The sequence below is a fragment of the Mesorhizobium sp. WSM4850 genome, assembly GCF_055811735.1.
Window position 1 is genome coordinate 85,926 of record NZ_JBVVPV010000004.1, and the last position, 22,809, is coordinate 108,734.

The following is a 22,809-nucleotide window of genomic DNA, read 5'->3' on the forward strand; positions in this document are numbered from 1 at the left end:
ACGCTGACCGGTGATGAAGAACTGCTAGTAGACTTTGAAAGCGCCCGCATCGGCTCGTGCATCGACATCGGTGATCAGCATGTGCCCCGGCGATACCGTGATCGAGGTCGCCAGTTCGGCGCGAGCAAGCGCATCCTGCGCGGTGATGCTGCTGGCCCAGAACACAGCGACCTCCCCGTCGATGATTTTGACCGCATCGCCCCAGTCGGGAGCCATCAAATCCGCTATTCCGATGACCGTGGGATCTCCGACATGGATGGGAGAGCCGTGGGCATGCGGGAAGCGTGCGGTGAGAGCGCGAACCCTGTCGACATCGCAACGGCTTATCGGACGCATCGAGACGACCATTTCGCCACCAAACGGTCCGACGCGGCACGTCTGAATCCTGGTTCGAAACTTGGGCGAGGCCTTGCCGCAGCCGATGCGGCTCAGTTTCTTTTCGGCAAGTGCAGCTTCGACGGTCAGCGAACTGCCGAGCGCGAAAGCGGCAAAATCATCCTGCCACAGGTCGATGATGTCCGTCCTCCGACGGGTCAGCTCGCCGAAATGATAGATGTTGTACTGGGGGGCATCGGTGCGGATGTCGATGTCGCCCAGCGCTGGGATCAATGCGCTGCCGGCGCGATTAACGCCGACCAATGGACAGGGTTTCGGGTTGCGGATGCAGAACTGGTGGAAATCGCTGGCAAAGCTGCGCGGCACAATCACAACATTGGCCTGGAGCTTGCCGTGCGCCAGCCCCCCCGTATGCCCCTCATAGGCGCCCATTCTGACAAGCCTGCGCAGCCTGTCCGCATCGACCAGTCGCAGGTCCTCGAAGATCGGTGAAGTGGTCAGGCGAGCCATGGCTTCCGGTTCAGAGACAAGTCGGGAGGGCGTAAGATCGTTGGCGGCTCGGCTGCTTGTCAAATTGTCAGAATCTTTCCTCAACGATAAATTGTATTTATTGGCCGGCCAACGATTGCTTCATCTTACGACCGACGCTTGCGCAAACCTTCCTGCTGTCATTGACAGTTGCGGCAGCCGATCGCTTCTATCTGTCGGCCTGCCTCGTGCAGGAAGCCAAGGTCGCGCTCCATGTAGAAGAGCAGGAATGCAGAATAGAGGACAAAGACCAGGCTAAACACCAGCGTCTTCACGATCAGCGAAAGCGCAAAAACGTTGAGGTGCGGCGAGGCGCGCGCCAAAAAGGCCAGCACAAGGTCGGACAACAGCATGCCGATGATGAGCGGGAAAACCAGGGTCAATGCCATCATCAGAATGCGGTTCAAGAGATCGAGGAAGATGCCGGCTGCATCCTTGCTGAACACCGGCAGAAGCTGGTCGATCGGCCACAGGCCATAGCTGTCGTAGAGGCTGGTCAGGGAAAGTTCGAGGCCGCCGGCGGCCAGGTAGACCGTGACCATGATGACGGCGAGCAAGGTGCCGGTGGCGCTCGTCTCATGGGTCATCATCGGATCGATCAGCGTGCCCATCGTCGAGCCGCGCTGCAGGTCCAGGATATCGCCGGCAGCCTCGGCCGCCCAGAACGGAATGCCCATTGCCAGCCCGAGCGTTACCCCGACGACGACCTCCTTGAGCATGTAGGCGACGATCATCGTCGTCGCGATGTCGGTGTTTGTCAGCTTGTCGACGATCATCGGAAAGACCGGAACCGCCAGCGCCAGGGCAACGCCGTTGCGCAGAAGGCCCGACAGCGGCACGCGCGAAAAGAGCGGCATCAGCAGCATGAACCCGGTCATGCGGGCGAGCGCGAAAGCTCCCGCCAGAAGAAACAACTGAAGCTCCTTGACCGACGCGAAGAAGGGTTCGACCGGCATCCGCGCGCCTCAACGCGTGACGACGGGGAATTCGTCCAGCGCCGTCGAGGCCTGCTCGGCGATCTGCTGGCCAAGCAGCGGGCCGAAGACGATGATGACCAGCAGGATCACGACAAGCTTGATCGTCTGCGGCAGCGACTGGTCCTGAATTTGCGTCAGCGCCTGGGCCAGCCCGACCAGGATGCCAACGGCCAGCGCCGCGATGATCGCCGGGCCTGACGCGAACAGCACCGTCAGCAGCGCGCCCTGGACCTTCGCCAGGATGAAGTCATTGCTCATGCAAACCTCCCAGCGGCGTCAGACGTAACTCAGGATCAGGCCGTGCATCAGCCGCGACCAGCCATCTATGGCGACGAAAAGGAACAGTTTCAGCGGGACCGAAATGAGGACCGGCGAGACCATGATCATGCCGAGCGTCATCAGGATGTTGGCAACGACGATGTCGATGATGAGGAACGGAAGATAAAGCAGAAAGCCGATTTCAAACGCCCGCGTAAGCTCTGACGCGACAAAGGCAGGAACAAGTATCGAAAGATCGTCGTCCTTCAGATCTTGTCGTGCCTGTTCCGGCCACAGGCGGTTCGTTCCGTCGAGAAAGAACTGCCGCTCTTCCGGCTGGGTGAACTTGATCAGGTGCTGCTGCAATGGTTCCCTCACCAGTTGCGTCGCCCTGGCGAGGTCCTCGGTCGTCTGGAACTGAACCTGCCCTTCCTGGAGCCGTCCCGACATCTCGCTCAGCAACGGCGTCGTGACATAGACCGTGAGCACGAGCGCTATGCCGTAGAGCACCAGATTGGGCGGCATCTGCTGGACGCCGAGCGCATTGCGGATGAGGAACAGCACGACCGAGATCTTCAGGAAACCGGTCATGGTGACGACTGCCAGCGGCAGCAGACCGACAAAGCCGACGGCAATCAGGATCCCAAGCAGGTTGGGCGAATTGTCAAGCATTGACGAACATACGGGCGATCCGCACGCCCAGGCTCTCCCCAATCCGGACGATCTCGCCACGGCCGACGCGTTTGCCATTGGCGATGATGTCGACCGTCTCCTTCGTCACATTGGCGAGCGGAACGATGGCACCGGGCGCAAGCTGCCTTACCTCGCCGAGAGGCATCGCCGTGCGGCCGAGTTCGAAGGCAAGCGCAACCGGCAGCTCGTCCAGAGTTGCCTCCTCCAATGCCTGATCGGCGTGCGGCGGCGTGTCTTGGTTCATGGTCCACTCCCATTTCGATCCAGCGATTGCAGTCGGCGCGGCAAGCAGTTGCGGCCCGCTGGCAGTCAGCACCGCCGGGGCATAAAGCCGCTCGGCAATGACCAATGCCGCCTCGTCCTCTTCGTCATCGAAAAGCACCACATCGCCAGGTTGCAGGCTTTGAAGCTCACCAAAGCTGATTGTAAGCGCGTTGCGCCAGAGGCAGACCGGCAACGGGAATTCGGCAGGAACCGGAGGTCTTGCTTTGCCGATCGCGTCGAGAAAGCGCCCGGCCCGCACCGCCAGACCGACGCTGTCGGTGTGCAAGGCGCAACCTATGGTTTCGTCCTTGCCGGCCAGGACGAAAGCCAACGCGGTTTGGTCCAGAACGCTGTCTTCTTGTTCGATCGACGTAATAGCGATCGTCTCGCCCAGCTTGCTCTCGATCCATTCGAGATCTTTTTCGAATTCGGACTCCAGCAGCAGTGCGGCGTGAGCGGGTGCCGGTCGTTTCACGTCGATCAGCTCGTCAGCCTTGGCAAGGCCTCGTTCGACAACAGATAACGGCAAGCGCAATTTGCCCGCCATGTCTCCGAGAGTGAAGGCAATCGTGCATATTGGCTGGTCCACAGGATTTGGCGCCGGCCAGACGGCGGCGAGCGCCATGGTTTTCCCGGCAATCGTGATCTGCGCGGGAGCACGGCGGCGGTAGAAGGCGTTCAATGCCTCAACCTCTCCAGCCGCAACAGATTCCAATGCCAGCGGCTCGCCAACGCTCGAGCGTGTGCGTCTCACCGGCTCTGCGCGCGCTTTCTTTTTTGCCGACGCCAAGGCCTGAGGCATCACACTTCCATATTCACGATCACGGATTGGACTATCGTTCTGCGGGCAAGCGCATTGGACTGCGCTCGTCTCCCTCGGAAAGCTCGGCAAGCGCCAGGCTGCGACGCGCAGTGCGTTTGGTCAGGTGCTGCAACAGCCCGTCCAGCTTCGTCACCGCATTCATGCTGGCGCGATGAACGTTGCGGGCGGCCGATAACTCCGCTTTGCGTCGTTGCTCGGTGACGCCGGCCATCTTCTCGTTTTCCCGGAGCTGCTCGGTTTGCCTGGCGGCGTTCTCGAACTGTCCCTGAAGCCGGTAAAGGCTGGCGGCCTTCACCGGTTGTCCAACAAGCGAAGCGAACGCTGCGTCCTCAGCGTCGGCTGTCTGCTGCAAGTGTTCGCTGACCGCGGCGGCTGCCTCCCGAACCGCCCCGGCGGCCCGCTGCGCAGCGGCGTATCGCCTTATGACCAATTCGTTTGCGCGCTGTTCACCGTGGCGCCTGAGGTCGCGCAATCGTGCGATCGTGTCACGATCTTTCATTGACGATCCCCCGCATGCGTTCGCGTGTCTGCTCGATTGTCTCGTGGGTGGCGGACGGCTGTCGCAGGAAAGCGTTGATGGTGTCGATCTTCGCCACCGCCTCGTCCGCCACCGCATCGCTGCCCTTTTCGTATTCGCCGACGCGCAGCAGCAATTCGACGTCGGCGTAGCGGGCGAGCAGCTCCCGCAAGCGGCCGGCGTCCGACCGATGCTCGGCCGGCACCACCGTGTCCATGAGACGACTGCGGCTGCGCAGCACGTCGATGGCCGGGAAATGATTGCGCTGAGCAAGCTCGTTCGACAGAAAAACATGGCCGTCGAGAAGCGCCTGGATTTCTTCGGCAACCGGATCCAGCGTGCCATCGCCCTCCAGAAGGACGCTGTAGAGGCTTGTAATGGAGCCGACGCGGCCAGGCCCTGAGCGCTCGAGCAATCGGGGCAGAACAGCAAAAAGCGACGACGGAAAACCGCGACGCGTCGGCGGCTCGCCTGAAGCGAGGCCAATCTCGCGCTGCGCACGGGCAAACCGCGTGATGTTGTCCATTGCCAGCAGCACATGCTTGCCCTGATCGCGAAAATATTCGGCAATGCTGGTCGCCACATAAGCGGCCTTGACGCGCTCGATCGCCGGCCGGTCGGACGTCGCGACGACGATGATTGCGCGCGACAGCCCTTCCGGGCCAAGCTGATGCTCGATGAATTCGCGCACTTCACGTCCGCGTTCGCCGACAAGCGCAACCACGGCGACATCTGCGTCGGTGCCGCTGACGATATCCGACAGCAGGATCGACTTGCCGACGCCAGGCTCGCCGAAGATGCCGACGCGCTGCCCACGCGCGCAGGTGAGAAGCCCATCGAGGGCGCGGATTCCGAGCTGGATAGGCTCGGAAATCAAACTGCGCTCCAGCGGCGACGGCGGATAGGCGTTGACCGGATAGCTGCCGGTAATGCCATCCGGCGCAAGCGGCTTGCCATCCAATGGCTCGCCGAACGCGCTGATCACCCGACCAAGCAGGCCAGGCCCGACAGGCACCGTCTGGGTCTTTCCGGTGGCAATGACCTCGGTGAGGCTTGAAAGGCCGGTGAGATCGCCAAGCGGAACAAGGATCGCCATCTCGTCCATGAGCCCGACGACTTCCGCCTTGGTCGCCGTGCCGGTCCTGGGATCGAGGAGTTCGCAGATCTCGCCGATCCGAACCTCCTCCACCGTCGCGTGAATGACCGTGCCGGTGACCCGCCGTACACGCCCTTTCCTGGGTCGGCTGGCATCTTCACGCAGGCCGGAACGCAGGTTCGGAACGATCGATGCGAGGCGGCTCTCGAGCTTGGTGGCGGGACTTGTCATGCCGCCGCCTCGGCCTTTGATGAAATCGCAGCGGCAATGGCGTTGAGCTGTGCCTCGATGCTGGCGTCGATGACGGCAATGTCGGTCGAGAGGATGCAGGCGTCCGTCGCCAGCGTATCGTCGGCGTCGATCTCGATCGTCATGCCCAACTCACTCTCGCGCAGGACCGCGTTCAGTTCGTCGCGAAGCCTGTTAACGGAAGCAGGATGAAGTCGGACTTTGAGATATTTGGCGCGGCGAATTTCAGTGACGGCCTGCGCGGCCGCCTTGGCGACCAGCATGCTCGCGTCGAATTCTCCCAGCACGCGCCTGACCACATCGAGAGCCAGAGTGATGATTTCGGCTTCCAGCCCACCGAGATAGCGATCTATCTTGACCGCGGTCTCGCTCACCAAACGCGCGGCATCCGCGTCGCCTTGCGCCTTGCCATCTTCATAACCCTGCGCATATTCGGCCGCATAGGCTCGCCGAGCGGCGTCACGCAACTGCTGCGCATCACGCCTGGCTTCGTCGAGAAAAGCGTGCCCATCCTGCCAGGCGCGTGCCTCGGCAGCGCGCAGGATGCGGGCGACGGGGCGCCTCGGCACGGCAGTAGTCACTTTGTCCGGTTCGACCATATCGCCTAACCCATCGCCCGTCGAACGATCGCCGGACCAGCTTCGGCAAATGGTTCGGCTGTCGGCTGGTCGACAAGCGCATGCGGCATCAGCTTGAGACGGACCCGCATGCTCGTTTCGCCCGGCATCGCCTGACACCAGGCGCCAAGGCAACGCAGGCCGTCGGCATGGACACGACGATCAATGTCATCCAGGGGCTCCAACGGCTGTATTGGGCCGGCCAGATCGCGGTTGGCGACTGCGAAAGCGCAGATTTCCGCGCCGAGTGCTGCCTGCAACGCAGCGGCCTGGCGTCCATCGATGACGGCGGCCAGACTGCCGGCCCAGTAGATCGCGCCGGCGCGAAGCGCTAGTTCCTCCAACTCCTCACCCGACGACAAGGCAATCGCCAGGTCTGTCTCATCGGCTGGCTCGTTGGAGACGGCGCCGCTGAGGCCGTAACGCTCAAGCAGAAGCACTGACAATCGCTGATGCAGGCGCTGCGACCGCAACATACGCTCGCAGGCAGCCTCGCCGATCGTGCCGTCAAAGCATTGCGCCAGCCGGGCCGCATCCGCATAGCCTGCGGGATTGGACATGAATGTCTGCCATTCCGGGCTGGCAGTTTGCTTCGAGCCGGTCTGGATCATGTCTTCTTCACCGGCATGGCCGAAGCGTCGAGCGCATAAACACCGGGTCGTCGATACCACTGGACGTAAGCCAGGCGGCCAGCCAGCGCTGATATAGCCGCCATCATGCCGTAAAACAGCCACATCGCGGCGGCGACGCTGTCGGGATGCAGCCAGAGGCCGAGGAACGTCGTGAAACCTGGCTCGCCGGTTGCGTGCTCGGGAACTGCCGCGGTCACCGGAATGAGCGTGATGGATACATTGTCATAAGTCAGCCCGGCGATGCCTTTGGCCACCAGCATCTTGACCTGAGGGATCAGCTCATTCATCGGAACGGATGCGCGATGCCGGATGAAAACGGAGGCGGACGATGGCACCAGCCGCTGTCTCAGCGGATCGTTTTCGGGCAGGACGAGATGAACGCGCGCGGAAAGCACGCCGTCGATGTCCGAAATCGTCTGCGACAGTTCCTGGCTCAGGCCATAAATCATCGTCGCACGCTCTTCGACCGGCGAGGATACAAGCCCGTCGCGCTTGAACACCTCGCCGAGCGTCTGGAATTCCTGTTTGGGCAACCCGCTTTCGTCGAGAATCGCCATGGCCTCGGCGAAACGGTCCTTCTGTACGGAAACCGTCATTTTGCCGTCCTTGCCCGCCTCGCGTTGGGCCGGGATGCCATGACGCATCAGCGTGGCCACGATCTCGTTGGCCTGCCGCTGGTTGAGGTCGGAATACAGCTCAACCGAGCACGCCTGGAGCACAAGCATGCTCACCACAACGAGCGCGACGCGGCACCGGGCGCCGCATCGATCAAATAGTTTCGACCGCCGCGGCAAGGTTATCGTGTGCACGAACACTCCGTAGGCTTACTGTTGCTTGATCAGCGTGCTGGTGGACGACGTAACGGCCGTTACGCTGCTCGTGACCACTTCGAGATTGGCGGCTGCCCACATCACCGAAATGGATCGTTCGAGCAATTCCTCGGCATTTTTTGCGGTGGCGTTTTCGTCTTCCTTGCCTGACGGGGCCTTGCCTGACGGGGCGGTCTTGCCGGCGCCATCCTGCATGGCGGCCGTTTCAGCACTCACAAGGGCATTTGCCTGGGGGGCATTTGCCTGGCCAAGGGCCTTCTGGACCTGCTGCATGGTCCCTTCCAGCGACTGAACCGCAGAACCGAACAATGCAGACGGATCCGTGAGCGCCCCGCCCCCAGCCTTCTCCACCTCGGCCAGATAGTCGAACAGCTTGTGTTCGGCGATCGGCTCGGTCTTTTCCAGTTTGGACGATTGTCCGGCCATCGCCGGATTGGCTCCCGAAGACGACTGCGCCACCTGCTGGCCTGCCCGCGCGGCGACATCACCGCGTTCAGGCATACTGACCTTCGCGGCATCATGTTTTTCCTGATTGGCACCCACCATCCGGTTACCCGGCTGCGCTGTCGTGCCGGCGGTGATCTGCTGCTGCGAAGCCATGCTGGTGGTCAAGTTCGCCAGCGTGGCTTCCAGGGCTCCAATCGGCGCGATTTGCATGAACCTGGCCTCCTGCTTGCTTAGTTCGGTTTGCCGGAGGGAACATTCTGCGCCTCCGCCTGCCTGCCGCGGAAAACGCGGACCGGAACAACTTTGCCAACATCCTGCTTCGCGCTCGGCGCCGCAGGAACTCCCAGTGTTTTCCTGACAAGTTCGACATAGGACGGCGGCCCCGATACCGAGACAACATCGTCCTGCCTGGACACCTTGATCGGAAACTTCGGGTCGACGACCCCCAGCCGCGAAAGCCGATCTTCCGCACCGGCAGCCGTGTTGGCGTCAAGCGCGATCATTTCCGTCCGGACCTCGGCTTCGGTCGCAACGTTCATGACGATGCCATCGAAATGCCAGACCAAGCCGTATCGATCGCAGATCTCCTGCAGGAACTCGCGCGCCGTCCCAACCGGCATGCCGGCGCTTAAACGCCCCTTTACGAGTTTGCTGACACGCATCGGCACCCGCATGTTGCGGCCTAGCTCGACCAGCGCGTCGGCCACCGACTGATCGACGGTGATGTATTTGTACGGGCCGGCAGGCCAGCGCGGTTCGGCGGCGTTGGCCTGTGATGAGGCAAGGCCGAACGCCAGGATCATCGCAAGACCGCAGGCGACAAAAGCAGCCCTGGCTCCCAAGAACCGATCCGCATGGCAGGTGTCGCGTCCCGTCAACATTGGTCCTATCGCAAAGGGACGCACGAGCGATGGCCCGCGTCGCTGGTTTCATGATTTACCCGCCGATTCACTCTATCGTGCACATTGCAGAATTGGAAGTCCAATTGGATTGCGCACGAGCATTTGGTGCCAAATGTTGCGAACCGCCTGCAAAGCGATATGGTGCGCGCTGGAATCAGGTGATCGTCAGCTGGACGCCTGGGTGCAGAAGAGATCGGTCTTGGCGGCAATCATGATCCTGCTTGCGAACCTGCCTGTTCCCGTCAAGGTTGCGGGACGCAAAGTCTGGGTCGCCCCGCGCCTTAACCAGAGGTTGCGTGCATTTCTGATCGCTGCCCTATCGATTGCCGCGATGGCGCCGGCGCAGGCCCAATCGAATAGCGGTTATGACCCACGAAGCTGGACTTACGATCCGGCAAGAAACGTGCTGGTCTCCCCTTCCGCACCCGACCAGACTTCCGATGGAGAAACCCGGAGCGGCTGGTCAGCAACCCCCAGGGAGATCGTGCATTTCAGTGAGGCTCAACCGAAGGGATCGATCGTTATCAGCACCACGGAGCGGCGGCTTTACTACATTTTGGGCAACGGAAGGGCGCTGCGATACGCGGTGGGCGTTGGAAAGGAGGGCTTGGAGTGGGCCGGCCGCGACACGATTTCGAGCAAGAAGACCTGGCCGGACTGGCGGCCGCCGGCCGAAATGCGATCCAGGGAAGCGTCAAATGGCCGCTTCCTGCCTGCCCATGTCGAGGGAGGACCGAACAATCCGTTGGGCGCGCGCGCATTGTACATCGGCAACACGCTTTATCGCGTCCACGGCACCAACCAGCCATGGACCGTCGGGCAGGCCAACTCCTCCGGTTGCATTCGCATGACCAATGACGACGTCATCGATCTTTATGACCGCGTGAAGATCGGCAGCCAGATCATTGTGCGGCATTGATGGCCGTTCCCGAAAGCCGGAAATGAGTGATCCCCAGTCGTGATACCTTTCAACATCAAGCAGCTCGAAACCTTTCTCCTGGTGGCGACGTTCGGAAGCTTTCGCAGGGCGGCGGAGCGCCTGAACACCACGCAGCCGGCGGTGTCCACCCGAATAGCCGGGCTGGAGGAAGCGCTTGGCGCCAAGCTGTTCGAGCGGCAGAGCAGCACGGTCAGGCTGACCGCCGAGGGACAACGGCTGCTGCCACCTGCCCAACGGGTTCTGCGCGTCGCGGAGCGGCTGCAGCTGATGGCCAGCTCGCTTTCAGAGACGTCAGAGACGACGAGGGTGCTACGGCTTGGCGTCGCCGAAACGATCGTGCACACCTGGCTGCCGGATTTCCTCAAGGCGCTGAAAGCAAACTTTCCGCTCGTCGATACCGATATCGTCGTCGATGCGACGACGACCCTTCGCAACGAACTCATGTCACATCGGCTCGATCTTGCGGTGCTGATGGGCCCTGTCCTGGAGTACAGCATCGAGAATATCGAGATGCCGTCCTTTCCGCTTGTCTGGGTCTGCTCGCCGCAATTGGAATTGCCCAACCGGCGCAAGGTGACGCTGAACGACCTGATGCAGTTTCCGATCATCAGCTACGCCCGCACCACGCGACCCTACAGCGAACTCTACCGCAAGCTCACCGGCGAATTCGAAGAGACGCCGCGCATCTTTCCGGCCAATTCGCTGGCCGCTTCCATCACGATGACACTCAACCGGATCGGCATAGCCTCGCTGCCCGAGGGCGTCGTCCAGGACTATCTCGCAAGCGGAAAACTGCGCATCGTCGAATGCGAATGGCACCCGTCCGACCTGCAGTTCACCGCCTCCTACTCTTCCGAACCCTCCAATCCGATAGCGGAGCGGGCGGCAAAGCTGGCCGGCTGCGTTGCGCATGCCTATGCTGCGAGAACCGACAAGCTCAGGCCCGCGGTTTCTCAGCCGACCAAGGTGGCCGGCAGGTAGATGCGGTCGCCTGAGAAGATCACATCCGGGCTCATTATATGGTCCATGTTGAGCACCACCGTCTCGGCCACATCCGCGGAATGGGTCCTGGCGATCAGGCGAATGCTGTCGCCGTTCTTGACCTCGACCCACTGGTAGCCGTCTTGCTCCAGCGTTGGATTGGTGCGGCCCGCAGGGTTGCTGCTGCCGTCGGCATGCGCCTCGACATGATCGCCGGAAACCCAGCCACTATGCATTTCGCCGTCCGGCCCGAAACCTTCGACCGGTATCCAGGCCTCCCCTGACTCGTCTGCCGAAGGCGCGGCGGTCTGCTCGACGAAGCTCCCGGGTTGCAGAACCGTCACCACGGTCGAATCCCCGTCAGGCTGGGTCCGCAAGTTCAGGCCGTCATCGGCCAGCACGGCGAGTTGCGGGAAGTCCTGCGGCGGGGTTTGCGTCCCGGGATCAGGCTGCTCGGTCTGTTCGTCCGGCGGCGCGCCCTCGACACCGGAAGGATCGTTACCCGGCGCGGTCTGTTCGTCCGGTAGCGCGCCATCGACGCCGGAAGGTGCGTCGCCCGGCGCGGTCGGGTCGGTCGGCGGCGTCTTGCCGGTGTTCCATGGCTGGTCGTCCAGCGCATCCCAGGCAAACAGCAGCATGCCGACGCCGAAGGTCACGCCAAGCGCGATGCGATCGGCGATCCCCCAGCGCGCGTCGGACTTTGCCCGGGCGTCGATCTGCTCTGGCGTCCTCGGCACGGCCCGGCGGTTGAGCAGATCGGTGCGCGCGGCCGACACCCAGAACTCGGCGCTGCCGACGGTGAACAAGGCGCCCGCCGTCGCGGCCAGCGGCGAGTGCAGGTTCTGTGCCGTGTAGAGAAGGGAGCCGAAGACATAACCAGGACCGGCCAGATGCTCGGCCACGTTCCGCAACACCGGCCGTCCGGCGATCGACTGCAGCGCGGATTTCGTGCCGTAGATCACATTGCCCAGCGAGAAGGAGCCGTTCAACCAGACATTGTCGCCGCGCAGCAGCCCAGCGGCCGAGCCTGGAGACGAGAAGATGAACGACGCCCCGCTCGCGGCATTGAGGGCGCGTCCCAGCGGCTTGTGATTTGCCGTGGCGTTCGGAAAGACCGATTGCGCGCTGAAGACGATGCCGCGCACGCCGAACGCAACGCCCGCAGCCGTCGCGGCCCAATGCGGTGGCAGTATCTGCCATACCGTGTAGGAGGAGCCGGCCATTGGACCAAAGGTCGCGACCAACTGCGCGTTCTCCTTGATGCGGGCGAGGGTCAGCGCCTGATCGACGGCCGCAGTTTGATCCGGCGTCATGATCTTCTTGTGGGTCGCCCGATAAGTGGTCATCTGCAGCACCGAAAGCGCGTTCGTTTGCTCCGTCGACATCCAAGTAAATTGCCTGGGCGTGAACTTGCGCAACTGGCCGGGGCTCAACTCGCCAAGCTGCTTCGGCGTCAGCGCCGCTATCTGCTGTTTCGTCAGCGCCTCGATCTGATGAATGGTCAGAGCGTCAAGCTGCTCCCGCATCAGTGCCGAGACGTGGCGTGGAGACAGCTTTGCCATTGTCGCAGGATTGCGTGCCGCGACGAGAGCTGGGTCCAGCGCCGCAAACTGGGTGGCATTGAGATGGCTGAATTGGGCAGGCCGCATGGCGGTGACCTGTTCCAGCGTAAGGGCGTTGCGCTGCTCGTCACTGAGCTTGGCGATCTGATCGGGCGTCAGCTTGCGCACCTGCTCGATGGTCAATCCGGCGAGTTGCTCTTGCGAGAAGGCCGCGACCTGATCCGGCCGCAAGCCGGTGATCCGGCCAGAGGCAACAGCCTGCAATTTGCTTGGCCTGATCGCCTGGAGCTGTTCGCCACCCAGCGCCCGCAACTGCTTCGGTGGAAGCGCGGCAAGCTGATCGAACGTCAACTGCCGGATCTGCTCGGGGCTCAGCGCAGCCACCTGCTCAGGCGGCAGCTTGGCGATGTTCTCCGGCTTGATGGCGTGCAATTGCGGACCGGTCAGCCCGGCAATCTTATCGGCTGCAAGCGCTCTGACCTCCGGCCCGGTCGGTGCCCGCACAGGTTCGGCAAATCCCGGCTCCGCGGCGAAACTCGCCGGAAGCTCAAGGCTGATGATGTTTCCGCTGACGGGGTCTAAAACCGCCCTGCCCCGGTCAGGCGCCGGCGGCCATGTCGCGGCTGTCGGCGTTTCGGCAGCACTATTCTCTGTCGGCGGCGTTTCGCCGGCCACGGCCGGGGGTTCGTGGCCGACCACCGCGGCCACTGGCGGCGGCGGCGCTTCGGCCTGTTCTGGCGCATCCCAGAACTCGTCGGCCGGCCGCAAGATCACCTGCGGGCGTTTTTGTGTCGATCCGCCAGGCGCGACGGCATCCTCATTGCGCGTGAACTCACCGACGAAATTGCCGTCCGGATCCATCATCCGCCAGCCATGGACCTCGTTCCATGGTATGCTGCCGTCGATTGCAGTCTCGTCGACACGGGCCATGCTGTCGCTGACCGGCCGGCCCATCGCCTCGAACTCGGTCGGGACGTGGAGGCGCGGTCTACTCGGATTGAGCGTGTAGAGATAGGTATGGCCCTGCTGCCGCGCGGCCCGTGACTCTTCCGAAACGAAAGCCTTGGCGCCCGAGATCGACTGGCTGGTGCCAACGAAACGGCCATGGGTATTGCCCAGCACATAGTTGCTCAGGACGATGCCTTGCGGATTGTCCACCCAGATTCCGGTCGGCGGCGGCGGCGAGAAGCCGCCGGCGTCCCTGATCTCGCTCGGCGCGCGTGTATCGGCGCGGAAAACATAGGGGCCGACATTGCCGCGCAAGGGTCTTGCGGGGTCGCCGGCGCCGTCGACGGGCAGATTGCCTTCCTCGGGAAGGCTCCCCGGCACATGGTCATCGGAAGCCCCACGTATCCAGGGCAGCACCACCGGCTCCCCGGTTTCCGGATCGCGATGCAGAATATGCGACTTGTGAGCCAAGGTCGGGTCGTCGCCGCGGAGTTGCGGACCATCCGCAGGCGGCACGTATACGTTCTCCGCGCTCTTGGGCGGCATCCCGAGATACCTCACGGTGGCCGTTTCGCCATTCTCGTCCACGATCCGAACCGTTTTTTCCGACGACCCCGGGCCCAGCGCCGGAGGGGTGTCATCCGACGGCCCTAGGCCCAGTGGCGGCGGGGTTCCATCCGGCCGTCCCGAGCCCAGTGCTGGCGGGGTCGGCGGCGAATTGTGCAGCACATCCTGTTCGAGCAGCCGGTTGAGGTAATGCGCCTGCGTGGGCGTCAGCTCGCTGCGGGCCTGCTGGTCCAGCTGTTGCCGCAACGCTTTCCATGCTGGCCGGCTCATGCCGTCTGGCCGTCCGCCGGCGAGTTGGTCCGGATATGGCGCCACGCCCAGTTCCGGGAACACATCCAACACGCGCTGACCAGCGAACTTTAAATCGCCGTGCGGCGATGCCGCAACCTCTGCGAGATAGGCGTCGAGATGCTGCAGAACGTCCGGCGTCAATTGCCCCCCCGAAGTCTCCAGCGCGGAGAAAACCTTTTGCGCGCCTTCGGAGGATCCGGGATGCGCGCGGGCGGTACGGGCATGCGGGTCAACATCCTTCCTCACCGAGCCGAGTTCCACCGTCGTTAGCGGCAATGGCCCATAGTTCAGGGCGAGACCGGCGCCGTGGTCCTTGCGGTCCAGGCGGTTGAGCGGCCCGGCGCCCGTCTCGCGCGGAACGCCCTCGAAGGCGGGGGTGCCGCGCCAGGGTTCCTTGCCGCCTCCGAAGGGCGCCATGACGTTGTAGTTGCGGTAGAGGAGACGATCCTCGAAACCCGGCACCTTGCCTTCGGAGCTATAGTGGCTGGCGCCACCTCTCGCCGCCTCCTCCCAGAAAGAGGCTGCCCGTTGACTGAGCGGGCCAGGCTCCCTGTGCGTATATCCCGGCCGGCCGCCTTCGCCGCCGAGATAGCGCAGCGTGCGATTGACGTAGGCCCCGCTCAGAGAGAAGCCAAAGATGGATAGTGAAACGCCAGCGGCTTTTTCGTTCTGGAACGTGTTCTTCGACAGCATCGGCGCCGATGCGACCCACTGGGCGGAGGGAGCCGCCGCCTCATCATAAGCGAAATTCGGCCGGTATCCATTGACGAAGAGTTTCTGGCCCTTCGCATCGTTGGGATGGACCGGGAGCAGGAAGCCGGTGCCGCCGTCGGGGCCGTTGTTCTTCAGGCTGAGTTCGCCATAGACCTGACGGCTGGGCAGCGGCACTTTGAGGCCGATGCCGAGCATCGATCCGCCGAGCGTGATCGTGCGGCCGTCGGGGCCGAGGATCCACCCGGCAGCCAGCAAGGCGCCGTTGGTCACCACGTCGTTCAGCACGGGGCCGCCCAGGACATTGGCTTCGTGTTCCTGCAGGAACCAGGAGACAGTGGCGCGGTCGGACCGCCAGACCCCTTGTGCATCGGTGAAGAATGTCGGGGCGCGCCACGAACTCGCCTTGTCGGCATCCAGCAACCGCTCCAGCAGGACGGGCACCTCGCTGTTGATCTCGGTCCCGGCCCTGGGCTTGCTTGCGGGCAGCGCTTTCTCCAGCGCGTGCGCGAGCGACTGGACCGCGGGGTCCGCAGATTTCTGCTGGTTGGCGGCGTAACCGCGCATCTCTCGCCAAAGATACGGCGTCCAGGTGTCGTGGCCGGACAGGACCTCCTCATTGTAGCGGCCTTCCGGCGAAAGCTTGCCGGCGGGTTTGAACGAAGAGCCCGGCTGAAGCTTCGGACCGAAAACCCACGTGCTGCCACTGTCGGCCGCCAGGACCTGCATGAGCGCATCCTGCTGCGCGGCAGTCACGGCCTTGCCGGGCTTGGTGGCGCGCCCCTTGAAAAACGGCGAGGCGTCATTTGCCGCGGCGGCAAGGTTCGGATCGGTGGAGCCTGATGCAGCCTTGAGGTAATCGCCGACGATGCCACGGCCGGCATCGGTCCAGCCGGCTTTTCCTGGCAGCGCCCCTGCGGTAAGGAACTGCTCGCCGCGCGGCAGCCTGGCGTCGGACGACAGGCAGAGTTGGTCGATCACTTCTCCCGGCGACAGATGCGGCAACTTGCCCTGTGCGCTGAACACCTGGAGGGTCGTCAGGCCGTTCATCGAAAGCTGGCCGGCCGGCTTGGAGCCGGTGAACGGGCTGTTGCGGTCGGCGTTGAGCATTTCGCCAAGCGCATGATGCTGAGCCGGCGTCATGTCCGTGCCGGACTGAGGCAAGGCCCTGCCCCCGAGTTGCACTCTGGTCATGGTCACCGCATCGCGGACGACAGGATCGCTGGAGCGTTCGAGAGAATTGAGGTAGTCGCCGACGAGTTGCAGCTGCTCGGGCGTCCATATCGGCGCGGGCGTTGCCGCATCGTCGGGAAGCGCCGGCAAGGTCGTGGCCATGGTTTCGCCGAGCGCCGAGCGACGGCTGACTTCCGGATTCTTGGCAGGATCGAACGCATGGACTTCCCGTGCCGGGGTGTTGACCCTGAGCTGGCCGTTCGGCGTGGTTATCGACCCGCGATTGGCGCGTTCGACGGTCGGGCCGGAACCCAGGTAGCCGGCATCCGTCGCATGCTCGCCCAATGGGACGATGTCGGGGACGATGTCGCGGGTCATGCTCGCCTGCGGGCCGGCGACGACGACCTTGGCCGGCAGGTATTCGCCGCCGGCCTCGACATAGATGTCCTGTCCGGCGGTGACGCCGTCCTGCGGAACCGGCCGGTGATAGATGCTGTCGACCAGTTCGCCGAGCTTCGGATAATCATAGCGAGGCTCGGTGTTCAGGTAACGCGTGCCGATGCGCCGCAGGCCGGCTTTGACTGCAGTGAACGTCTGGCCGAAGCTGTACGGGTTTGACGAGCGATTGTTGATGATCGGCGTGCCGTCGGGCCGAACCGGGCTAGGGTGCTCGGTGTCCGTCACGGGCGGTGGCTCGGTGCGGGCCTTATCGGCTGTCCAGCGGCCATCGGCGCCGAGATAAAGAACCGGCAAGGAAGGGTCGAGCTCGACAGGAGCCGGCACCGGCTCCGGCGCCGCCGTGATCGCCTTGGGTTCGGGTATGGCGACAACCCTCTGGCCTTCCGGCAGGTTGAAATCGACCAGCATCTCGCCGGTATGGCGGTTGCCGAGAGTGTAGCGCATCAACGGGCGGCTGCCTTCCGCCCCGCGTGTTTCCGTTTCGGACTGGAGCAGGACCTCGTCCGGGGTGGCCAGCACGGCCGGGTCGGAAGGGCGTGCGCCGTCGAGGTAGCCCGTCTGCTGCGGATCCTTGCCGCTGGTGTAGACGTATTCCGCGGGATTGGGGCTTGGCATGCCGGTGAACGTCTTGGTCGCCGGGTCCCAGACGAGCCGCAAGCCGCTCTCGGCCGGGCGCGTCGTTCCATCGCCGCGGACCGGCGGAACCACAATCGGATCGCCGTCGGCGGGGACGCGCACATTCTGCTCACGCGCTCCCTGGGCGTCTCGGTCGCTGGCATTCTCGGGATCGCCGCGCTCACCCGGGGCGCTCGGCCGTTCATCGTGGACGTTGATAACCGTCCCCTCGATAACGGGGTGACTGGGATCGTGGAAGACCAGCTTGTCGGTCGGGCGATAGACGCCGTCGGTGCCTTGCTCATGCACAACCATCGGCCTCGATGATTGTCCGTCGCCTGATGGATCACCTTTGCCGCCCGTGGGCGGCAGCGGGTTCGGACCGTCGGACTCGCCGGCCGGCAGCGCCCGTGGACCGGTTGGACCGTCAGCCCCTCCCGTGTTGTCAAACCCGTCCCGGGCGCTGAAACCGGCTCCCTGCTGGCCGGATGTTTCGCCGGCCACATCGCCGTCGATGATGATCTCATCCGGGTCCGGCATGACCTGCTCGCCGGTCGGCCTGTAGACACCGTCAGCGCCCATCTCGTAGACGGCCCGCGGTTGCGGCCCCGAATCCGGAAAAGTTCCGCTCCGGGTACCGCCCGTTCCAGGCATGTTGGACAACAGCGAACGGCCGCCCAGCCCCGTGCCGACAGTGCCGACGCCTATGCCCACGACTGCGTTCGCGAGCTCGAGCAGGGACATCTCGCCGCCATGCGCCGCCAGATCTTCCACCGATTTGCCGAGCAACGGAACACCGGTAACCACGGCGCCGGCATCGAGGCCCCACGCAGCGTTGGTCAGCCTGTTGCCGCTTTGCATGAACTCCGAAACCTTACCAGCATAAGAGGCCTCCTCTACGTTCACCTGGAATCTGCCGATGCCCCAGCTGGCATCCTTCATGCGGGTCATCCCGAAGCCGCCCGCGAAAGCCTGGGATCTGGACAGGCTTGTCTTTGCCAAGCCGAATGTGCGCAGGGCACCCGCGCCCACGGGCAGGAACGCAGTTACGCCGGTGGCGATATTCCAACCCGACTGGCTGTCGAAGTCGCCGCCCTGCAGGAGGTGATCACCCTCTTTGATCAGAGCCTTGCCGCCAAGGATTGAACCGGAGCCGATCGCGATGGGAATCGCCCATTGGCCACCCGGCACGAACGAGACGATGGTGGAGACACCGGCGACGATGCCAAGACCAATGTCGGTAGCTTTGTCCCAGAAATCCACTTTGCGTGCGTCGGCCACTTCCAGTTCGTCGAGCGAAAAACCATCCTCGCCGAGCGACATGTCGCCGCCCTTGGCCATGACCAGATTGCCCTTCTCGCCGAAGAGGCGATTCTCGTGCTGGAATTCATCGAAGGTGCTGTAATATTTACCCGCCCTGTCGACATAGCCGATTTCGTCGCCGCCGCTCTTGATCGCGAACAAAGCCGTCGTCGATTCCTTGCCGCGGTCAAGGGAGAAGATCGGCACGATCTTGACCTCGGCGTCGTCGCCGCCGCGGTCGGTGATTTCTTCGGTGACCTTTTGGACGTCTTCACTCGACGCGTCGAGCCCGAGGGTCTGACCAACGGCAGTGCTGAGTTGGTCCGGCGTATATGTCTCGTATTCGCCGGTGAAGCCGGCCTCGTAGAGGTTCTCGAACTGGACCTGATATCCAGCCAGCGCCTGGTCCTTGTGTTCTTCAAAATACTCGTACTTGAGTTTCGCCTCATGCTCGGCGGAACCGTATTCGAGAAGCTTGGGGTGGCTTGCGGAAAAAGCGTACCAGTCGCGCCCAGCCACCATCGCCGGCCGCACGTTTTCTTCCCAGTCCTCCAATTGGTTCTTTTCGGTCTCCGCTTGGCCTCGATCGATTTCCGCGGCCGCAACTTCGGGGTGCACCCACAGCTTCTGGCCGTCTATTTCGATCTGGACCCACTTGCCGCTGTCGCCGATTGCGCCCGGCCCCTGCTCTTCGTATGCCGCGGCAACCTCCGGCGCGACCCACAGGGCGCGGCCGTTCACCGTGATCTTCACCGCCGTCTCGCCCGGCTTGAGCGTGCCAGCGGGCGCCTCTACGGTTCCCGGCCCGTAGTCGGTGATCGCCTGGTCGCGTGCCGTCGTCGCGTCGACGAGCGCCGTTTTCGCATCTCTCAATCCGGCATCAAACTGATCGACCTGCACGCCGACAACCTTCGACTTGGCCGCGTCCAGCGCCGATTGCGATCCCGTTCCGTTGGCTGTGCATACCGGCGCCGACGATGTGTCTTGCGTCGAGGCCAGCATCTCCTGCCACTGCTTGTTGAGCGGATCGTTGCGGAAATCTTCCCTGATACCCTCGTCGTTGAGGTCATATGTCAGGGCAGATTTATGTACATTGGTGTCATCCCCGTTCTCATCGGTGAAAGTATAGTTCTCATAGATGGTAACGACATAGAGTTGACCGTTCTCCTCGACTATGTCCTGCGATTCTATCTTGCCGGTAAAGTCACCATGTCCATTGGTATACCCTCCCCAATCGAAATGGTGCGGGTTCCTTTCCTGCGCCTGCGCAAGCAGTTGCTGCTTGAGAGGCTCCATGATTACGGCAAGATCCGCCGCCTCTGCCTGTGCAACCCCATACTCCTGATATGCCTCGGCCAAGGTCACCTGATTGGCCGCGGCCCCCTGGAGCGTTTGCAGACCTTCAAGCCGCTCTTCGATGGCCGTGTATTCTGGGCTTCCAGGCTTGGCATCGGTAAGCTTCAGCTCCAGCTCGGTCGAGCTGATCATTTGATCGATCGTGGCCTTGTTGCCGTTGGCGGTGTGTAGCGAAACGTTTGTAAAGAGCTCGGCGACCTCCGCGTGCGCGGCCTTTCCTTGTTGGTTGGTTTCCTCGGCACTGGGGCCGTCCGGGCTGCTGACAGCCGTCTGGTTGGGATCGCTGAGCGTCGGCAGGTCTACCTGTTTGTCGATCGCTTCGAGAAGTGACGTCTGGCCCTGCTCGTATTCGGCCCGGGCGGTGCTGGCGCTTTCAAGCGCATTGTTGGCGAGGATCAACCGGCTTTGCGCATCTGCCAGTGTGCCCTTCGGCTCGGGCGGCTTCCAATCCAGTCCATAAGGCGCCAACGCCTTGTCGAGCGTTGACTCGGCACCCTCCATGGCGTTCTTGAATTCAGGGTCCAGCGCATAGACGTCGAGCTGTGCCGCGCTCTGCGCAGCCTTTGCTTCTGCCTCACCCAAGTTCGCAATCGCCACGTTCTCGGCTGCGATCGCCTTGGCCACCTCCGGGTCGAACCATTTCCAGCTCCCGTCGACCAGCAATGGCACCCACTTCCCGCCCGAAGGAGCCGTGGGTGACGGTGGGTTGCCGTAGGGACCAACCGACGTGGGGCCACCGTCGAGAGTCGCGCCGGTTGCGTCTTGTCCCGGACCATACAATTCCATTGCAGCGACCACGGCCTGCTGCTTTTCAAGCGCCTCCGTGGTCAGCTCCGGCGTCGCTCCGCCGAATATGCCGTCCAGCATCGTCTTGAGTATCTGGTCTTCCTTGGCCTGTTGCGGGTCACTGCTGTTCGGGTTGATGTCCAGCAGCAGCTCGGCGAGCGCCTGTTGCGCGGTGCCGGCCGCGATATCGGTGACGGCGCCGGTCGTTGCGTTGGTCAGCGTGATCTTGCCGTCCGGCGACGTGGTCATTGTATAGCCGTTGAACGTCACCTCGACGGTGGTGTTGGTACCGCCCTCGATCACCACGGTTTCCCCGGGATGAATAAGGTCGGGATCGCGCGGAGAGGTGAACAGCTCCGGATTACTCTCGGCGAGATCCTCCAGCGTCACACCATGCGCCTCGGCGATGTCGCTCAGATTGTCACCGGGTTGGACCTCGTAATCGATCGGCTCGCCATCCCCCAGCGTCTCGACAATGGTCTCGGTGCGCCGGCCGTCCTTGTCGACGACGATCGTCGTTTCGGTGTTGTTCTTAGGGTCGACGATGGTGGTGGTCTGCTCGCCGGTCTCGGTGTTGCGCTCGGTGTGGCTGGTCCTGCCATTGCCGTCGACCGTATCGGTCGTCTCGGTATTCCCCTCGATGGTCGTCACCGAAGTCGAACCGTGTTGGTAGTCGTTGTTGTAGGTGACCGTCTTGCCGGTCTCCGGATCCGTGACGACGATCTGCAGGGTTTCGCCCGGGTCGCCGCCCTGCGTCACCTCGAGGCCGGCGGCGTTCAGCTCGGCGATCACCTGCTCGGGCGTGAGATCGCTCGCCTCGGCGATCTCCTCGATGCTCATGCCCTCGGCAAGCTGCTCCTGGATCGACGCCGCGCCCGAGCCGTCGGCGGTCTGGGTCTGCGCCAGGATTACTTCGTCGCCATCCGGCCCCGTGACCGTCGTTACCGGCAAGGCGACGCTGTTGTTGGGCGTTACCGTCTCAACCTTTGCGCCGTTCGGCAGGGCCTTCTCCACCGTGACGGTGCCGTCGGCAGCCGTGTGGGTGGTGGTGGTGATGCCGGTCTGCGGGTTCGACGTGCGTTCGGTGACCGCGCCGTCGCCGAGATCGTCCACCAGCGTGGTCGTGATCGCGCCCGTCTGCGCGTCGACGCTGGTGGTTTCCTTGCGGCCGAGATCGTCACGGATCGGCGATGACGTCGCCTGCATGTCGGGGCCGGTCTCTTCGGTGTAGTAGCCGCCGTGCTGATAATCCTGGTTTTCGGTGATCGTGCGGTCTCCGGCGGTGATCACCACCGTGCGGGTGTCGCCGTTGGCATGCTCGGTCGCTACCGCCGTCATGCCGCCGGCATTCAGAGCCGCCACCACATCCTCGGGAGCCACGCCCTGCTCGGCGGCGATGTTGTCGATGCTTTTGCCACCATCGATCGCCTTGAGGATGTCGTTCGCCTTGGCGTTCGGCGCCTCGACTTTCGGCGCCTTGACTTCCAGCGCTTTGACTTCCGGCGCCTTGACTTCCGGCGAAACAACGAGGTTTGGCGCGCCGCCGAGATCCTGCGTGAAAAGCGCCGGCGCGGCGGTGGCGCCGCCATTGCCGTTTGCCGTGGTGACCGCGGCAGGCAGCTCCGGTCCTGGCTGCGCCGGGGCGGTCGACTGTGGCGACGGGGCAGTCGGCTGCGCCGTCGTCAGATCCGCATTGACCTGCGTCAGCCGCTGGCGGGCGCCCGCGGCCGCGTCGGCCTCGCCCATCTTGTTGGCGAGCCGGATTTCATTTTGCAATTTCGTGGCTTCCGCCTGCAGCCGCGTAATCTGCTCGGCATTGGCCTTTGGATCGACCCTGGGCGGCGGCGGCGGCTTGACGGTGTTAATCGGGCGGATCATCAAACAACCTCCGGAGCCGGTCCAGTCCTGGTTCAGGCAGTCTGCCTGCCGTCAACGCCCCCGCGCCCGAC

At 63.3% G+C, this 22,809-nt stretch carries 15 protein-coding genes; 2 read left to right on the plus strand and 13 right to left on the minus strand.

Going from position 1 to position 22,809, the window contains the following annotated elements; translation table 11 throughout:
- Positions 1 to 24 precede the first annotated feature (24 nt).
- From AC0L2Z_RS07480 to AC0L2Z_RS07535, 12 genes are all read right to left on the minus strand, one after another.
- Positions 25 to 846 (minus strand): D-glutamate cyclase family protein, encoded by an 822-nt coding sequence (locus tag AC0L2Z_RS07480; RefSeq protein WP_473627372.1) that lies wholly within the window; start codon positions 844 to 846, stop codon positions 25 to 27.
- Between the two features lie 158 nt (positions 847 to 1,004).
- A complete protein-coding gene (sctT, locus tag AC0L2Z_RS07485; protein ID WP_473627373.1) occupies positions 1,005 to 1,820 on the minus strand; it encodes a type III secretion system export apparatus subunit SctT in 816 nt (271 codons plus the stop codon).
- 9 nt (positions 1,821 to 1,829) lie between these two features.
- Positions 1,830 to 2,099 carry an EscS/YscS/HrcS family type III secretion system export apparatus protein gene (locus tag AC0L2Z_RS07490; protein ID WP_287205261.1) on the minus strand — a complete coding sequence of 90 codons (270 nt, stop codon included), beginning with the start codon at positions 2,097 to 2,099 and terminating at the stop codon, positions 1,830 to 1,832.
- An 18-nt stretch (positions 2,100 to 2,117) separates the two neighbouring features.
- Positions 2,118 to 2,771, minus strand: coding sequence for a type III secretion system export apparatus subunit SctR (gene sctR / locus AC0L2Z_RS07495; RefSeq protein WP_128245331.1), 654 nt, complete (start codon positions 2,769 to 2,771; stop codon positions 2,118 to 2,120).
- Positions 2,764 to 3,810 carry a type III secretion system cytoplasmic ring protein SctQ gene (sctQ, locus tag AC0L2Z_RS07500; protein ID WP_473627375.1) on the minus strand — a complete coding sequence of 349 codons (1,047 nt, stop codon included), beginning with the start codon at positions 3,808 to 3,810 and terminating at the stop codon, positions 2,764 to 2,766. The genes sctR and sctQ overlap by 8 nt, the downstream gene beginning before the upstream one ends.
- Before the next feature lie 79 nt (positions 3,811 to 3,889).
- The gene (locus AC0L2Z_RS07505) at positions 3,890 to 4,174 is read right to left on the minus strand and encodes a hypothetical protein (RefSeq protein ID WP_473627376.1); all 285 of its coding nucleotides are present in this window, start codon (positions 4,172 to 4,174) and stop codon (positions 3,890 to 3,892) included.
- A gap of 190 nt (positions 4,175 to 4,364) precedes the next feature.
- Positions 4,365 to 5,723, minus strand: coding sequence for a FliI/YscN family ATPase (locus AC0L2Z_RS07510; RefSeq protein ID WP_473627377.1), 1,359 nt, complete (start codon positions 5,721 to 5,723; stop codon positions 4,365 to 4,367).
- A complete protein-coding gene (gene sctL / locus AC0L2Z_RS07515) occupies positions 5,720 to 6,340 on the minus strand; it encodes a type III secretion system stator protein SctL (protein WP_473627379.1) in 621 nt (206 codons plus the stop codon). The genes AC0L2Z_RS07510 and sctL overlap by 4 nt, the downstream gene beginning before the upstream one ends.
- A 5-nt stretch (positions 6,341 to 6,345) precedes the next feature.
- The gene (locus AC0L2Z_RS07520; RefSeq protein ID WP_287394682.1) at positions 6,346 to 6,918 is read right to left on the minus strand and encodes a SctK family type III secretion system sorting platform protein; all 573 of its coding nucleotides are present in this window, start codon (positions 6,916 to 6,918) and stop codon (positions 6,346 to 6,348) included.
- A gap of 47 nt (positions 6,919 to 6,965) precedes the next feature.
- The gene (gene sctJ, locus AC0L2Z_RS07525) at positions 6,966 to 7,805 is read right to left on the minus strand and encodes a type III secretion system inner membrane ring lipoprotein SctJ (protein ID WP_473627380.1); all 840 of its coding nucleotides are present in this window, start codon (positions 7,803 to 7,805) and stop codon (positions 6,966 to 6,968) included.
- Between the two features lie 9 nt (positions 7,806 to 7,814).
- A complete protein-coding gene (locus tag AC0L2Z_RS07530; protein WP_473627381.1) occupies positions 7,815 to 8,477 on the minus strand; it encodes a hypothetical protein in 663 nt (220 codons plus the stop codon).
- A 20-nt stretch (positions 8,478 to 8,497) separates the two neighbouring features.
- Positions 8,498 to 9,109, minus strand: coding sequence for a type III secretion protein (locus tag AC0L2Z_RS07535; protein WP_473627382.1), 612 nt, complete (start codon positions 9,107 to 9,109; stop codon positions 8,498 to 8,500).
- A 19-nt stretch (positions 9,110 to 9,128) separates the two neighbouring features.
- On the opposite strand from AC0L2Z_RS07535, the gene AC0L2Z_RS07540 reads away from it, so the two are divergent.
- Together AC0L2Z_RS07540 and AC0L2Z_RS07545 are read left to right on the plus strand one after the other, a co-directional pair.
- Entirely contained in the window at positions 9,129 to 10,088 is a 960-nt protein-coding gene (locus tag AC0L2Z_RS07540; RefSeq protein WP_473627383.1) for a L,D-transpeptidase, read from the plus strand.
- Between the two features lie 39 nt (positions 10,089 to 10,127).
- Positions 10,128 to 11,090, plus strand: a complete 963-nt coding sequence (locus AC0L2Z_RS07545; protein WP_473627384.1) for a LysR family transcriptional regulator — start codon at positions 10,128 to 10,130, stop codon at positions 11,088 to 11,090.
- Here the strand turns inward: AC0L2Z_RS07545 and AC0L2Z_RS07550 are convergent.
- Positions 11,063 to 22,738, minus strand: coding sequence for a LysM peptidoglycan-binding domain-containing protein (locus AC0L2Z_RS07550; protein ID WP_473627386.1), 11,676 nt, complete (start codon positions 22,736 to 22,738; stop codon positions 11,063 to 11,065). The genes AC0L2Z_RS07545 and AC0L2Z_RS07550 overlap by 28 nt on opposite strands.
- Between the last annotated feature and the right edge of the window lie 71 nt (positions 22,739 to 22,809).

Bases quoted from the DNA above. Each gene is read 5' to 3' on its own strand.
- AC0L2Z_RS07520 (WP_287394682.1), bottom strand. From the start codon at position 6,918: ATGTCCAATCCCGCAGGCTATGCGGATGCGGCCCGGCTGGCGCAATGC.
- sctT (WP_473627373.1), bottom strand. From the start codon at position 1,820: ATGCCGGTCGAACCCTTCTTCGCGTCGGTCAAGGAGCTTCAGTTGTTT.
- AC0L2Z_RS07490 (WP_287205261.1), bottom strand. From the start codon at position 2,099: ATGAGCAATGACTTCATCCTGGCGAAGGTCCAGGGCGCGCTGCTGACG.
- sctR (WP_128245331.1), bottom strand. From the start codon at position 2,771: ATGCTTGACAATTCGCCCAACCTGCTTGGGATCCTGATTGCCGTCGGC.
- AC0L2Z_RS07550 (WP_473627386.1), bottom strand. From the start codon at position 22,738: ATGATCCGCCCGATTAACACCGTCAAGCCGCCGCCGCCGCCCAGGGTC.
- AC0L2Z_RS07480 (WP_473627372.1), bottom strand. From the start codon at position 846: ATGGCTCGCCTGACCACTTCACCGATCTTCGAGGACCTGCGACTGGTC.
- AC0L2Z_RS07510 (WP_473627377.1), bottom strand. From the start codon at position 5,723: ATGACAAGTCCCGCCACCAAGCTCGAGAGCCGCCTCGCATCGATCGTT.
- AC0L2Z_RS07530 (WP_473627381.1), bottom strand. From the start codon at position 8,477: ATGCAAATCGCGCCGATTGGAGCCCTGGAAGCCACGCTGGCGAACTTG.
- sctL (WP_473627379.1), bottom strand. From the start codon at position 6,340: ATGGTCGAACCGGACAAAGTGACTACTGCCGTGCCGAGGCGCCCCGTC.